At 48.3% G+C, this 15,164-nt stretch carries 15 protein-coding genes and 1 riboswitch; all 15 genes read right to left on the minus strand.

What is annotated here, in order from left to right; genetic code table 11:
• Positions 1 to 3: 3 nt before the first annotated feature.
• Complete coding sequence (locus M3661_RS11330; protein ID WP_065293801.1) at positions 4 to 819, minus strand: cobalamin adenosyltransferase; 816 nt, start codon at positions 817 to 819, stop codon at positions 4 to 6.
• The gene (locus M3661_RS11335; protein ID WP_155987197.1) at positions 810 to 947 is read right to left on the minus strand and encodes a hypothetical protein; all 138 of its coding nucleotides are present in this window, start codon (positions 945 to 947) and stop codon (positions 810 to 812) included. The genes M3661_RS11330 and M3661_RS11335 overlap by 10 nt, the downstream gene beginning before the upstream one ends.
• Positions 948 to 987: 40 nt before the next feature.
• Positions 988 to 1,278 (minus strand): BMC domain-containing protein, encoded by a 291-nt coding sequence (locus M3661_RS11340; protein ID WP_005549798.1) that lies wholly within the window; start codon positions 1,276 to 1,278, stop codon positions 988 to 990.
• A gap of 107 nt (positions 1,279 to 1,385) precedes the next feature.
• Entirely contained in the window at positions 1,386 to 2,861 is a 1,476-nt protein-coding gene (locus M3661_RS11345; RefSeq protein WP_251484872.1) for an acetaldehyde dehydrogenase (acetylating), read from the minus strand.
• Between the two features lie 27 nt (positions 2,862 to 2,888).
• Positions 2,889 to 3,818, minus strand: coding sequence for a BMC domain-containing protein (locus tag M3661_RS30740; RefSeq protein ID WP_285852961.1), 930 nt, complete (start codon positions 3,816 to 3,818; stop codon positions 2,889 to 2,891).
• An 11-nt stretch (positions 3,819 to 3,829) separates the two neighbouring features.
• Positions 3,830 to 4,483, minus strand: coding sequence for an ethanolamine utilization microcompartment protein EutL (gene eutL / locus M3661_RS11355; protein ID WP_021252532.1), 654 nt, complete (start codon positions 4,481 to 4,483; stop codon positions 3,830 to 3,832).
• 78 nt (positions 4,484 to 4,561) lie between these two features.
• The gene (gene eutC, locus M3661_RS11360; protein WP_251484874.1) at positions 4,562 to 5,527 is read right to left on the minus strand and encodes an ethanolamine ammonia-lyase subunit EutC; all 966 of its coding nucleotides are present in this window, start codon (positions 5,525 to 5,527) and stop codon (positions 4,562 to 4,564) included.
• Positions 5,528 to 5,545: 18 nt separating this feature from the next.
• Entirely contained in the window at positions 5,546 to 6,910 is a 1,365-nt protein-coding gene (locus M3661_RS11365; RefSeq protein ID WP_251484876.1) for an ethanolamine ammonia-lyase subunit EutB, read from the minus strand.
• Between the two features lie 218 nt (positions 6,911 to 7,128).
• Entirely contained in the window at positions 7,129 to 8,559 is a 1,431-nt protein-coding gene (eutA, locus tag M3661_RS11370) for an ethanolamine ammonia-lyase reactivating factor EutA (RefSeq protein ID WP_251484878.1), read from the minus strand.
• Positions 8,560 to 8,732: 173 nt separating this feature from the next.
• A complete protein-coding gene (locus M3661_RS11375; protein WP_065293518.1) occupies positions 8,733 to 10,157 on the minus strand; it encodes a sensor histidine kinase in 1,425 nt (474 codons plus the stop codon).
• The gene (locus M3661_RS11380; protein WP_251484881.1) at positions 10,150 to 10,722 is read right to left on the minus strand and encodes an ANTAR domain-containing response regulator; all 573 of its coding nucleotides are present in this window, start codon (positions 10,720 to 10,722) and stop codon (positions 10,150 to 10,152) included. The genes M3661_RS11375 and M3661_RS11380 overlap by 8 nt, the downstream gene beginning before the upstream one ends.
• A gap of 77 nt (positions 10,723 to 10,799) precedes the next feature.
• Complete coding sequence (locus M3661_RS11385) at positions 10,800 to 11,231, minus strand: EutP/PduV family microcompartment system protein (protein ID WP_065293522.1); 432 nt, start codon at positions 11,229 to 11,231, stop codon at positions 10,800 to 10,802.
• Between the two features lie 12 nt (positions 11,232 to 11,243).
• Positions 11,244 to 11,600 (minus strand): BMC domain-containing protein, encoded by a 357-nt coding sequence (locus M3661_RS11390; RefSeq protein ID WP_021252539.1) that lies wholly within the window; start codon positions 11,598 to 11,600, stop codon positions 11,244 to 11,246.
• 195 nt (positions 11,601 to 11,795) lie between these two features.
• A complete protein-coding gene (locus tag M3661_RS11395; RefSeq protein WP_251484884.1) occupies positions 11,796 to 12,938 on the minus strand; it encodes a 1-propanol dehydrogenase PduQ in 1,143 nt (380 codons plus the stop codon).
• Positions 12,939 to 13,325: 387 nt separating this feature from the next.
• A riboswitch (adenosylcobalamin (AdoCbl) riboswitch) is annotated at positions 13,326 to 13,477 on the minus strand.
• Positions 13,478 to 13,589: 112 nt separating this feature from the next.
• Positions 13,590 to 14,906, minus strand: a complete 1,317-nt coding sequence (locus M3661_RS11400) for an alpha/beta hydrolase family protein (RefSeq protein ID WP_251484887.1) — start codon at positions 14,904 to 14,906, stop codon at positions 13,590 to 13,592.
• Positions 14,907 to 15,164 lie beyond the last annotated feature (258 nt).

The following is a 15,164-nucleotide window of genomic DNA, read 5'->3' on the forward strand; positions in this document are numbered from 1 at the left end:
ACCTCATTTATCGTAGTGTCCAACACGGATACGGAACATGATAATCCAGAACAAGGAGGACAATCGGTTCAGCGAACGGATAATATCCTCGCGATCTGCTTCGCCATGCTCCTTCTTGAAGGCCTGATAAGCCAACAGTTCCGTCTCCCTTGTCAATGTGCGCAACGCATTTATAACAACAACCGCTTCGCCCATTTCATAGCTGGGTTGAAAATGTTCCAATCCAAAGTACTTCTTAGGAAAATGAGATTGCTCTCGCAGTTCCTTCGCTGTCATCCCAAGCAAATGAAACTCTTCAATGCTCTCACTCAGTACCTCGCACCGCACGACTCGCCGTACGAATTGCAGGATTTCTTCCAAATCATCGACCAGCTTGGTCATGTTCAACTTGAAGCAGCTAATTTGCGCTTCTAATAATTTTGTTTCCAATGAATCCAACTTCCCGCGGAAGAGGATCCGTGGATGATCCTTGAATACAAGCATATTGCCATATAAATGGGTCATATGCTCCGGCTTCGTTTCCAAAAAACCGCCATACAGCGTGCGAAACCGCTTCTTGCCTTCTGTCGCAGGTTCGACATCCAAGTTTTTCGTAATCTGCAGTTTAACTTCCTTAGTCGCCGACGGTGCCTCCACCGTGGCCGTATTCGCCCCAGGTTCAGGAGCCGTCACATATCGGAGTTCGATCTGGTGATCGGTCAAGAAGCTCTTGGCCGACGGCGTTAGAATTGTACCTGCCGCCGTCTCATATACGGCAACATCCTTCAAATTCTGGTTTCGAAAATGCTTGCGGAGTTCGCTTTCCGTAATCAGAGCCATGTTCTCACATCCTTCTCGTGCGAATGCGTGTTGTTCAAATCCATCTCGTTAACGCCAATCATCTCGGCTTGAACAAGCCGATTCATCACGATAGATGAGTTGCAGGATGCCGAGCTTAACGCCAGCATCCTGCTTCATCTCTTTCAATAGACTCGTCCGGAATCCGAATTACTCTACTGTTTTTGTCTTAGGCAAGATTGCATCCACTTCGGAATGTGGTCTTGGAATTACGTGTACGGACAACAATTCGCCAACACGTTCTGCTGCTGCCGCACCTGCATCTGTAGCTGCTTTAACTGCGCCTACGTCGCCGCGAACCATTACAGTTACGAGACCTGCACCGATTTGCTCTTTGCCGATCAATGTAACGTTAGCTGCTTTTACCATTGCGTCTGCTGCTTCGATTGCGCCTACCAAACCTTTAGTTTCTACCATTCCCAATGCGTTTGCGTTTGCCATAATAAAATTCCTCCTAGTAGTCAATAAATTAGAATTAGTTGTATATAAAATGTTGAGTTACCATTGTTGTGAAACAAATAAATAGGAATCCTCATGAATCTATCAACTTACAGTTTTTCGAGAATACGAGCGACGATCATGCCGATCAGCTCTTCTTTGTCTCCCAAATTAAGGCTTGCCAATTTATCTTGCTGAGCCACAGGCTGCTCCTGCTCCATCAAATCTTCCATCTCGCGAAGTCCATAAGCGACTCTGCGGATGTTAAGCAGGTTAAGTGGGCTGATGTTGTCGGATGTCGAGCTGCCGCCAACGGCACCGCATCCCAGCGTAAGCGCCGGTGCAATTGCTGTTGTTGCGCCGATACCGCCAAGTGTACCCGGTGTGTTCACAAGCAAGCGGGATACTGGCTTCTTCAATGCGAACTCGCGAATGATTTCTTCATTTTCGGAGTGAATGACCATCGTGTGGCCTGCACCCTCGCCATGCAGAATCTCGATGCAGCGCTCGCATGCCGCTTCCCAGCTGTCTTCTGTGTAGAAGGCAAGAATCGGAGCCAGCTTCTCGCGAGAGTATGGAACCTTCGGTCCAACTTGTGTCTCTTCTGCGATCAGCACGCGTGCATCTGCTGGAATGCTCAGGTTCGCGAGCTTCGCGATATGTTCCACACTGCGTCCGACGATTTGCGGGTTCATAGTGCCATTGGCGCGCATAATGAACTTGCCAAGCTGTGCTGCCTCTTCCTTGGAAAGGAAGTAAGCCCCCTGCTTTTTAAATTCCGCAATTACCGCATCCTTACTGCATGCTTCCACAACAACGGATTGTTCGGATGCACAGATTGTGCCGTTGTCGAACGTTTTGGAATCCATGATGCGCTTGACTGCAAGCGGGATGTTCGCACTCTTCTCAATGAAGGCAGGGCCGTTGCCTGGGCCAACCCCGATTGCCGGCGTACCGGAGGAATAAGCGGCTTTGACCATCGCTGTTCCACCAGTTGCAAGAATCAAGGCAACATCTTTGTGCTTCATCAATTGATCCGTACCTTGGATCGTAGGAACGGTCATGACGCCGATGGCACCTTCCGGACAACCTGCTTGCACAGCTGCCTCGCTAATGTCCTTCACTGTTTCCAAAATGCTCTTGAGCGCGTTCGGATGTGGAGAGAACACAATGCTATTCCCAGCTTTCAACGCGATGAGCGCCTTGTAGATAACTGTCGATGTTGGATTCGTAGACGGAATCAGGCCCGCAATAACGCCGACTGGAACCGCTACCTCCATCACCTTATGTGCCTTGTCATCCTTCAACACGCCAACTGTCTTCATGTCCTTGATCGATGCATACACGTGCTTCGAAGCAAATGAGTTCTTGATGATTTTATCCTGCCAACGGCCGAAGCCAGTTTCCTCATTCGCCATCTTCGCGAGCTTCTCGCGATGCTTGTAGCCAGCATCCGCTACTGCCTTGACGATTGCGTCAATCTGCTCCTGCGTCATGACGGCAAGCTTGGCTTGTGCTTCTTTCGCTTTCTTGATCAGATCACGGACTTCTTGAATGGATCGCAGGTCTTTATCCAATGTTTCCATCAATATTCCTTCTCTCTACTCCATTTTTTACGAACTTGCTTTTTTTGTGCTTTTGCTCCGTTTCGCGGCTGGTGAAGGCACTGGCTTTACGCGTGCAGCGCCGCCATTTCCGGTTCCAGCTTGCTTCTGCTTGTCGCCAACAGTTGACGTATTCAAACCCGCAGAATTCGAAGCATGAGCGGTTTTCGTTATGCCAGCGTTTTCCTTACTTTCAACAGTACTGTTGGAAGCCTTAGCAGCAGTTGATTCTGCTTTCGCTTGCGAAACCTTCGGAGCAGCTACTTTTTCAGACTTAGCAACAGTTTCTTCCTTAACATTAGCATCCTCAGCCGCAGGAGCTTCATCTGCTTGAATTGCGTTCACGGAATCCGTGATTGCAGGAATGCGTTCCTGGCCAGTTGCAGCAACTGCATCGTTACTTCCTTCGGTCGACTCTAGCTTGACCGACTTCGAAACTTCATCCGAAGCATCATGCTTTTCGCTTCTGAAATTCTTCTCGTCAGCTTCGTTGATGCTCGTTGCAGCGAACTTATTTGCAACATCCTTAGCTTCTTTCGTATCTGTTACGGCTTCATGTACAGCCGCAATCTCAGATACGAGCTCCGCCTCGCCTTGCTCTTTTTGACTCGTGCTGTCGCTCTCTTGAACCTGACAGTGATTGTCGCCTTCGTCATCAGGAGTATCAGGAGTCGCAACCATTGCTGCTGTCTCTTCATGCATGCGAGCAATCACATGACGAGTGACGAGTACATCCAGCTGCTTGGCCAGCTCTGCTCCCGCTTCAACGGCAGCTTGTACAGCTCCGACATCACCATCTAGCTTCACCGTTACCAATCCACCATTGATGATTTCTACACCGATACAAGTAACGCTTGCTGCCTTCAAAGCGGCATCTGCCGCAGCGACTGCTCCGAGATATCCCCTAACTTCAACCAATCCTAATGCACTATTTCTCATCGCCCGTTACCTTAATAACTCGTCGGATTGTCTGCGACGAATTGGACAGCGTCTGCGAACGCATCGCATGCTGCCTTGCAGGCCGATTGACTGCCCGTAAGCAATGCACCACCGAAGTTGGTTTCGGAAGGTGGTCCGAAGAAAGCGGCAATTGTCACATCTGCGGCCTTCAGTGCTGCATCGAGTGCATACATTGCTTCAAGTGGAGGAGCGATTAAGTAAGCGATCGCTTCTCCTTCCTTGATGCCTGCTGTCTCGGATAAGTGCGTTCCTGTACGGGATACACAGTGAGCGAAATACGTAATGCTGTTATCTTCATTTGCACTCACGAAATGCGCTCCGCTCTCGATGAAATCCGCAACGGCGCTCATGCCGCTGCGCACTTCTTCTGGATTGGGTCCTGCCAGAATACCAATGACCTCGCCTGCCAGCTTCGTTGAAGCATTGGCCGATCCGGCATACATGCTTTTTGCATAGACAACATCTACGGCTGCTGCTTTTGTCGCTTCATCCAATGCCACGTACGTGACATCGTCAATGTCAGCAGTAATAATACCTAAGCTCTTATGGTGCGGCTTCAGCTCCAGCTTGCTTGCCATATCCAGGCTTACGTTGGAAATGAGCTTCATGCCGAGCACCGTTGCATGAATCGGTTCGTTTCTCATACGTGCCTTCCTCCTTGCGATAGCTTATAAATTGCGTGTTCAACATGTCGTGATTAGTGAACGACATTGGAATGAACGCTACAGTTTCAAATCAATACCTGATGCTTTGCGGTCGATCATCGTCTTGATCAGCTCCGCAATATGCGCGCCCGCTTCAACCGCAGGCGTACCGCCTGAGTGAATGTTGGAGATAACCGTACGTCTCGCTTCCGGCATACCTACCGTCGGCTTGTATGCGATATAGGCGCTCATCGATTCTGCGGTTACCAATCCTGGTCGCTCTCCTACGAGCAGGCATACGACATCTGCTTCTGTTACATCGCCGATGACATCCATCGAAGGAACGCGGCAATGCTTAACGAACAAGATATTGCCGACTTCATAACCGTACATCTTCAGACCTTGCGTGATGGATGGAATGATGTCGCGCAAATTGGCTTCAATCGCGGCGGAACTTAAGCCATCGCCAACCATAATCTGAACTTTCGCCTGATTGGTCGTACGCTGTTTAATCGTCGCAATCGTTTCATCCGAGAATTGGCGCCCCAAGTCAGGGCGCGTAATATATTCATCCTTGTCCTGACACTTTGTTGCAATCGGCACAAGATTCATTTCCTTCACGAAGTCCTCAGACACGTAGGAAAACACGGCGTCTTGAGCGGCAGCATGGTCAGCGCGGAAGCGCAGCGACGTAAGTGTCTTGTATCGCGGGCCTGCACGCCACACGCCAAGGCGTGCAGGTGTTTTTTCTTTCATTTTCAAGTAGCCTTCGCGGTCTTCCGGATCAGGAACGAGCAGCAGCTTGCGCAGATCGATATCTGTAATATCATCCAGACATTCGCCCTCGTCCACTTGCTCGTCTGCTGGCATACTAGCTTGAACTAGACCACCTACAGCAGACTCCGTTTTTCCCTCTTGCGGAGCAGTCACTTCCACTGCCTTCGTGACGACTTCCTTCACTACTTCTGCAGCTGGCTCCGTCTCGTTTCCTACCATTTCGTTCAATATCGATTCAATCATCGATTTCAGATCTTTTTCGTTCATGAGAGCTTCCTCCTTTCCCTACTTAAGAAACACTGATGCGTCTCCGGCTTTTTTCGTCAACTTGCCATTTTCAATGAAGCCCATCTTCTCCATCCATTGTTCGAACTCGCGGATTGGACGCAAGCCAAGCAATTCACGCAGCGTCGCGGTTTCATGATAGCCTGTTGTCTGATAGTTAAGCATGACATCATCGCCATGCGGGATGCCCATGAAGAAGTTACAACCTGCTGCGGACAAGAGAACAGCCAAGTTCTCCAAGTCATTCTGATCAGCCTTCATATGGTTCGTGTAGCAAGCATCACAACCCATGGAGACGCCTGTCAGCTTGCCCATGAAGTGATCTTCCAAGCCGGCGCGAACGACTTGCTTCGCATCGTACAGATACTCAGGTCCGATGAATCCAACAACAGTATTGACTAGGAATGGATTGTATTTCTTCGCAAAACCGTAGCAGCGCGCTTCCATCGTCACTTGGTCAATGCCGTGATGCGCTTCGGAAGACAACTCCGAGCCTTGCCCTGTTTCAAAGTACATGACGTCTGGCCCTGCTACTTGCCCGTGCTGCAAGACAAGCTGCTGCGCTTCCGCAATCGTGTCGGCGTTGAAGCCGAATGCTTCATTCCCTTTTTGAGAGCCGGCGATCGATTGGAAGATAAGTCCTGTCGGCGCGCCGCGCTTCACCGCTTCCATTTGCGTGGTAACGTGAGCCAAAACGCAAGTTTGCGTTGGAATCTCCCACTTCTGACGGAATTCCTCGAATCGCTTCAATACACGCGTTACACTCTCAACAGAGTCGTCAACTGGATTGAGACCAAGTACGGCATCCCCGATACCGAAGGTCAAGCCTTCCATAAGGGAAGCCATGATTCCATCCGGATCATCTGTCGGGTGATTCGGCTGCAAACGTGCGGACAACGTACCTGCACGGCCAATCGTCGTATTGGCAGTAGCCTCAATGCGAATCTTCTTCGCACCGTACATCAGGTCAAGGTTGGACATAATCTTCGCAACCGCTGCAATCATTTCGGCTGTCAACCCGCGCGATACGCGCTTAATGTCAGCTTCAGTCGTGTTCTCATTCAAGATCCACTCACGCAGCTCTTCAACCGTCCAGTTTTGAATTTCACTGTAAATGCGTTCATTAACCCCATCTTGGATAATGCGGGTAACCTCATCCACCTCGTAAGGAACGGCTGGATTGTTGCGCAGATCAGACAGCTTAATTTGGGAGAGCACTACCTTCGCAGCTACACGCTCTTCAGACGAAGTAGCACCCAGCCCAGCCAGTGTATCCCCTGATTTTTCCTCGTTTGCTTTTGCCATAACTTCCATAAGGCTGCTGAACTGATACACGCGGCCAAACAACTTCGTTTTTAAAATCACAAAAGCTCCTCCTTCCAACTCATAATCAATTTGTCTTAATAATAAAACTTCAAAAAGTTCGGTTTTCAGCACCGAGAAGATTGTGAGAACTCGAAGAAAGAGCAGCGCAGTGTAGTCAAGACTACATGAGCAGCGGATTTCGAGAGTGAACGCAATGTTCGATGCCGAGTCACTACCAGTATCACTTCGTGATCAAAATCGAAATTTTTGAACCTCCTCTAATGAAATACGAGGGTTTTAATGACGACTGGCAGCACCTTGCCATTCGCAATCGGCTTGCCGATATCGATATAGTCGCCGTTATCAACCACAACACTATCGATGCAGACAACATCCTTCTTGTAGTCAAGCAGGGCGTACAGCGTCTGTCCCAGCACTTTCGCCATGTCGTGATGGACGATCACGATGAGGGGGTAATCCCGCTCCAGCAGCTCGGACATGCCTTGATACAGCCCTTGCGCATATTTCTGAACCTCTTGGAAGCTGGGGCTCTTCTTCCCTTCCAATGCGATCGCAACCCGCTGCAGATCGTTGTTCAGCTTGAACCAATTCAGCTTGTCGGCAATCGCCTGCGCCAGCGTCCCACTGCTTCCCGACTCATCTGCAGCAGCAAGCTTCAGAATCGGAATATTCTTAATCGGGAAGCTCTCTTCCGTGTACGTAATCGTGCTGCCGCTAATTTCCGTCGTATGAGATCCTGCTCCAACTACGGTTGCTCGGATGGTCTCAGCCGATCGGGCTACTGTCATTTGCGTCGTAAGCGGAGACGCTGCGATGGCACGGCCGAGCAAGATGCCGATGTCACCGTACTGGAACACATCGCCCGTCGCCTCTTCATAAATGTAGTCCGCTACGCCGCCGGAGAAAGAAATGCACGGAATCGAACGATCCAGCTTAATCCCTTTATTCGTAATAATCGTGTTATAGAAGTCGCCTGTCTGCCTCAGGCCAACGCTCTCTTCGAGCAGCTTGACCATCTCTCCGATAATCGGCTCCAAGTCGGCTGGAGTAACTTGCTGACCGAGTGCGAGCTTAATGCCTCTCCGCTCTGCCAGCTGCTTAATTTTCGGTGCAATGTACGTCACTTCATGTGTGGCTTGATCCACCTTGATGAGTCGTCCACCGATATCGAGACAGCCTGTATCGATGAGATCGCCGCTAGCGAATAGCGCCAGATTGCTCGTACCTCCGCCAATATCGATATTGACGATGGAAGTCGAATGCTCCTTGGAATACGTATGGGCACCTGCACCTTTCGCAGCGATAATGCTCTCCAGATCCGGACCAGCCGTCGCAACTACGAAATCTCCAGCGAAACCGCTTAGCGACAGAACCGCTTCGTTGGCATTGTCTTTGCGAGCTGTTTCCCCCGTAATAATGACGGCGCCTGTCTGAATATCTTCCTTGCGAATGCCAGCCTTCGCATACTGCTCTTCAATAAACACCTGAATCTGCTGCATATCGATGCGATTGTCCTCCATTACAGGCGTGAAGCAAATATCGCTTCGATATACAACTTCTTTGTCCGTAATGACCAATCGCGGCACTGTGAAGGAAGATGCCATGTTCTGAATGTGAAGCTTCGATAACACAATCTGTGTCGTAGAAGTCCCCATATCGATGCCTACACTCAGCAATTGTTCTTCCACTTTCCTCACCCCCACCGATTGATTTCCGTGTAATTCCACTGGGCATAGTTCCTGTATCGCATCACGATACATTCGAACAAAAAAAGGCTTAAAGCACCACTTCCGATTCACACCGGATATGGTTGACTTTAAGCCTCTTTGCTTCTAAAACTACGCCCTTGTAGTTCGAATATTTATTTTTTGAACGTAAATGTAACAGCCGTGCCTTTATCACTTGATGCAATCGTGAGCTTCCCTTTCAGCTTATCCTTCACATAGCTGCGAACAATCGACAGCCCTAAGCTCTTGCGAGAAGTTTCTTCTACCACGAATCCTGTTCCGTTGTCTGCAACAACGACGGTAACAAGACCTCCTTCAACTTGCGCCGTGATCGTGATTTCACCAGACGTACAATCCTCGAACGCATGCTCATAGCTATTGTGCAGCAGCTCACTTACAATCAGCGCGATATCTACGGTACGATCACTATCTAAGCAAATACTGTCCGTTGAAGAGATGTTCACACCGACAGCATGGCAATGGACGAAGCAGCGCTCAATGTTCGATGCTATGAGCCGTATGACATCGAGCAGATCTACCTGAGCATCGATTTCCGTTGATAGCAATTCATGAGTTGCCGCAATTGCCAATACCCGACTGACACTGTCATCCAGACATTTCTTAGCCTCGGGGCTCTTGCATTGTCGGCCTTGAATGCGCAGCAGGGACGCCACCGTCTGCAAATTATTCTTCACCCGGTGGTGAATTTCACGAATAGCTACCGACTTCGAGATGATCTCTGCTTCCTTGTCCTTAATTTCGGTTACATCGTGCAGAATGACGCCTACGCACAGATCCTTCTCCTCAATGAATAGCCGCTTTACTTGGAAGTAACGGCCCGCAGCCTTCACATCTGTCGTCAATGGACAACACGGCGAAGATGAATGCTGCTTCATCACCTCGGAGAACATCGTCTGATCGAGCGACAAATTGTCATAATGCAAGCCTTGTATATCCTCCAAATAACCAAGCTGTCTATAATACGCATCTGCCTGCTTATTTTTGAGCTTCAAAAATCCATGCTTGTCGAACACGAGAACAGCGTCCTCTAACTGATTGATAAGCGAATCCTTGAAGCGAAGCATAGCCGTCAGCATAGAAGACATCTCGCCATCTTCATACGGCGCACCCGCCATATTGAAGTGAGCTTGAATATTGTCACTCACATCTTTTTCATATATGACGACCGCGATGACGCCATTTTGATTTTTCATCGGATATACGGTCTGCCGAACAAGATGATTCTCCTGCGTGTTGGCAACGAGACCTTGTGACATAATGCCAGTCTCCAGTGTTCTCAGAACACCCGGCTCATTCTCGCGCAGCGCCTTCTCTCCCATAACTGGACGCTCATACAAGGACTGTCGTTCGCTCGGACGGCGATGATATACGACGATAGCCTCGTTCGATACACTGGACAGTACATCAATGAACACATCGTCTTGCACCTCGGTATGTTCAAAAGACTCCGCAATTTCGCATATCCACGCCATATCCGATTCAGACAACCCCGTATGGAGTCTGCACAGCTGCTTGATTCGTTCTTTGAAATCAATCATAGGACATGACGATCGTGGTTGCGATTTCAATCATCGGACACCGTCTATCCATACTTAATTTGCGCAGGGTTTGATAGGCTTCCTCTTCGGTATAGCCATTTTCCTTCATCAAGATCCCTTTCGCCTTCTCCACTGCTTTGCGCTCTTCCATCTTCTGCGTCAGCTTCGATAGATTCTGCTCCAGCTTGCGTATTTCCTTGCCTTTGGCAATGGTCACTTCCACCATGGGAATGAACGACTTTTCATCAAGCGGCTTTACCAGATAGCCAAGCGCACCGACAGCCGAGGCTTTCTCGATAGTTTGCTTGTCGCTGAAGGCGGTCAGGAGAAGAATTCCTCCTGCCAGCTGCTCTGTTAAGATTCGTTTACTAGCCTTGAGCCCATCGAGGATGGGCATTTGAACATCCATGATGACGAGGTCAGGCAGATGCTTCTTACATAATTCGATGGCTTCAAATCCATCGGAAGCTTCGCCTACTACATTGTAGTCCGCCTCTTCGAGCATCTCACGAATATCCATTCTTGTAATAGGTTCGTCGTCGACTATTACAATTTTTCCATTCATGTGTCATGCACCTCATTGTCTGCCGTTATTTGCTTGTCTATTGGTATTGCGCCTCTTGTAATAATAGAATCAGCCGTTTACGCTTCCAAGTATTGCTGAAGCGCCTCCACTCCCACATTCTCTATCGTCGAGACTTCAAATATCTGTTCCACACCAGCCGCCTGCAGATGAGCTCTCGCTTGTGCGATTTGCTCCTGCGACTCGGCCAGTTCCACCTTCGTCACCACGCCGATGACCGGCTTGGCGAATACAGTTGCGAAGGCCGGTGGGAAGTAGCTATCTTCCTTCGTGCAATCTTGCACAAGCCCGATTACGTCAGCATCTACGCTGGTTACGAGCAGCATCTTGTATAAATATCGGTTCTCGATGCACTCGCCCGGCGTATCGATCGCTTGGTCGAAGCTTTCAATCGCTTGCGTCTTTTTATAGGCAATTTCTTGACCGTGCAGCCATTGGCACAGTGTCGTCTTGCCAGAACCGGTACTTCCGGCGAAAATAATTTTTCTCATCAGCTTCTTCACCTACGTTCTCGTTATGTTCGCAGCAGTTGAGAAGCCTAAAATATTTTGAAGTCCAAACAGCACTTCACTTATAGCAGATTCGACAGAGGATACATCGCCTGTAATGACGAGTGATCCGCTGAAGCGATCGACGAAGCCGATCTGTACGCCAGCCGCCTTCGTCGCGATATCCGCTGCAATAATGGAAGCCTCGCTTGGTGTTATCGTCATGACTCCGATTGAATCATGTGCGTCATTCCCTAATCCCAGCTTCTTATAGATATCAGGGTTCGGATTCGCGATAATATGAGCCAGCGTGACCTGTTTACCAGGCACGTACTCTTGGATAACGCGTTGTTTCTCAGTGTGTTGCTCCATACCATCATCTCACTCTCATGTCAGAAACACGTGAAATTGCTGTAAAAAAACATAAAAGCCCCTTAAAAGTTCACACAGGAATTTTAAGAAGCCTCTTTGCTTGGTTTTGTATGCAACACGCCGTTGTGTTACCTTTACTATATTTTAATACTGCAAACGTTGTCAATACACATTCAGACAAAATTCGACGCAAACCTACGATTGAAACATTTTGTTCAAAATTTCAGCCACATCTCCAGTTGTTGGTACACGAGGATTCGTCGCTGTGCAGCCGTCTTTCAACGCACCTTCAGCAATCGACTCTCTCATTTCGTCCAGCAGCGCCTTCTCAATTCCGCATTCCTTCAGCGTCTGCGGCATCTGCAATTGCTTCTGCAGCTGCTTGATAGCTTGCACCAAGCTGCGTACACCGCTCTTCGGATTCGGTGCGGATAGACCCAAGCTTTTCGCGATTTCTGCATAGCGAACCGCTGAAGCTGTGCTCTCTTCCCTGCCATAGCCTGGCTTATAATTCGCATTGAATTCAATAACATGCGGGAGCAGCATCGCATTCATGCGGCCATGCGCAATTTTGAATTTGGCTCCAGCGACATGCGCAATGCCATGGTTAAGCCCCAGCGAAGTAATATTAAATGCCATGCCCGCAATACAGGAGGCATTATGCATCTTCTCACGTGCTTCTAAATCTCCACCATCCTTATATGCACGTGGCAAGTAAGCAAACACCAGCTTAATTGCCTTCTCGGCAAGCGCATCGGATATATCATTCGCTTTTGTAGACACATAAGCTTCAATCGCATGCGTCAATACATCCATTCCAGTATCTGCCGTAATGAAGTCCGGCACACTCTTAACCAGCTCCGGATCCAATATCGCCTCTTGCGGCAGCATATCATCGGATACGAGTGGGTATTTAATGTTCTTCTGTTTGTCGCTGATTACCGAAAATGATGTCACCTCGGAGCCCGTCCCGCTTGTCGTCGGGATTGCCACGAATGGAATCTCCTGCTGGTTCAGAAGCTTCTGCGCAAACAGCTTCATCGCCTTAGCCGCATCAATCGCAGACCCGCCGCCAATTGCAATGATTAAATCTGTGTTGAACGCACCCAATGCCTCAACACCTTCGGTTACGATTTCAACAGGAGGATCAGGTACGATATTGCTGAAAATATATTGCTCATTGCTCTCATGCAGCCGATCGAATACCATGTTGATCATCCCTGACTTGACCATGAATGGATCGGTAACGATGAAAATCCGCTTATTACGCCATTCCATCAGACGATCCAGCGCGCCATGCCCCATATAGAGATCGGCTTTGATCGAAAGTTTATCCACGTAAAGCACCTCCAACGAGTAGTTGCAACAAAAAAAGAGGCCTCTCAAAGGGATGGATCCCTTCAAAAAGCCTCTTTGCTTGTTATGTCGTGTGCACGCCATTGTGCAACTTATCATTCAATTATCATCTATACTGTACATCGTAACGCAAACAGGCGTCAACCTCAATATAATCGAGTTCATCATTACGACAAATCTGTATAAGAAAAAAGGTGGGACATGCACATCATTGTGCATTTGGTTCTTCTTCGTTGAAAAACGTCCCGCTTGCCCAGCTTGTACATCTTTGTATTTTCGGCGGCGACCACCAGGCTGACTCGACTGCGTTGTCGACAGCCTCCAAGAAAATATAAAAAAGCCTAGCGAGGCGCAATCGTCACTAGACTTGTAAACCAGTCACTTTCGCCTCGAAATGACTGGCCTGGCAAAGTTACTAGACAAAAGACCTGACTTAAGACCGAGCATTCGGCCTATCACAGTGGCGGGACCGCGTTGGATTTGCACCAAACTTCCATCGTCTATAACTTCTTCTATTGTGCATGACGTGAATGGGTCATCCATTCGACAATTATTATAGCACAAACAATCTGTAACGCAATATGAAAAAAAGATAAAAGTTGAGGATCGAAATAGTTAAGAGTGATTTGCCCGTCAATATGTCCCAGCAGATGTGAAGCTGCCCTGCCCTTTGAGATAGCAATCGAAAAACTGTACTAGAATATGATTCATCGTTTCAAGACAGTAATAGGGATCAATCTCCGCCACCCTGCCGCCCTGCAGCATATTGGATATTAGCGGGGAAATGAGAGACAGGTCGGTAAGACTCATATGCTCCGCTCCTTGGAAATGGACGGTATGCACGACTTTACCGTTTTTATCAATAACCTTGTTAGCTGCATAAGGGGATTTGCTGTTGTGCTGTAGTAGCTGTACCCACACACCGTCAGAATAGATATTAAGAAGTGGAGTCGTATAGGGCTGGTTGCTTGCCGCAAAATCATCGGTCTCCTTGTTGTATATGAGCTCGCTAAACATTGGGGCATCGATATTGACAACGGCGCCAACATCATCACGCTCCCTGCCAAGCCAAGCGCTTGCTGCTCCGCCCATGGAGTGTCCAAACACACCTATCTTTTGAGTATTCACTAGCGGATACACCTTGTCACTGCTCGTTATTGCTTTTTCCACAATCGTATCGATTACAAAATTCATGTCATCCGTACGCAGCTTCATCCATTTTTGGATAAGCCCATACATTTGTTCTACCGTGTATTTGCCCTTGTTGGAGTCATTGACTTCCTTCATATATCCCGAATCGATGAATGTCCTGTTTCCGTCTTCAGATGCCGTATAATAAGAATGAAATGGATGATCGATAGCGCATACTACGTACCCGTGGCTCGCAAGCTCCATATAGGTTGAGATATTGCTTCCTTTGCTGCCGAATGCACCAGGAGAAAATACCAACAGCGGATAGGTTTCGTCTGCATGCTCAGGATACCAAAACTCAACATTGACGTGCCGAATTTCTCCTGTGTCTGTAAATTGTTCGATACGATTTTTATCAACATAGGTATATGATGCGGTTGCGACTTGATACTTCCCCGTAATTGGGGGCAAATGATACTGCGGAAATACGAGAGCAGGAGTTACAGCAATGACGACGAGCATAAACATACCAACTGCATTCCTGATAACGCGGCCTCTTTTATATTCTTTGTGTTCCTCTTTGCTGCGTATGAGCGTCCATACTCCAAGTAGCGCCCAGACAAGCAGCAGCAGTCCAAGTCCCATCCAACGGAAGCTCCACTCAATGACCGAAGCCAATGTGAAAATTAGGAATGCTGCAAAAGCGCCAATCCTTATCAAAGCTTTGATCTTTTTCTGATATGACTTTGTACAAATGCGGAATACTGCAAATGATATCTCACAAACTGCTGCAATAATCAATATGATGTTTCCTATCATCCAAATCCAAGCCTCCTCTGCTTCATTCGTGCAGCATCAGCATACATAACGATTGGTGCAGAGTAAATATGAACGACACTATGCTGTATGAATAACAAAGTAAGCTGTAAAAAAGACGAGGTAAGCTGCTGTGAAGTGCTCCCTGTCAAGTGGACAGTTTAAAAAACAAAAATGGTTAGTTTAGATACCTCAGCTCATATGAATAGAGCTGAGGTATCTTTATTATGAAGCTCGTCGGTACTCGTTAGGTGAAAAGCC

Origin of the sequence: Paenibacillus sp. MER 180, assembly GCF_023713665.1 — a bacterium.
In the GTDB taxonomy this organism is placed as follows: Bacteria; Bacillota; Bacilli; order Paenibacillales; family Paenibacillaceae; genus Paenibacillus_B; species Paenibacillus_B suaedae.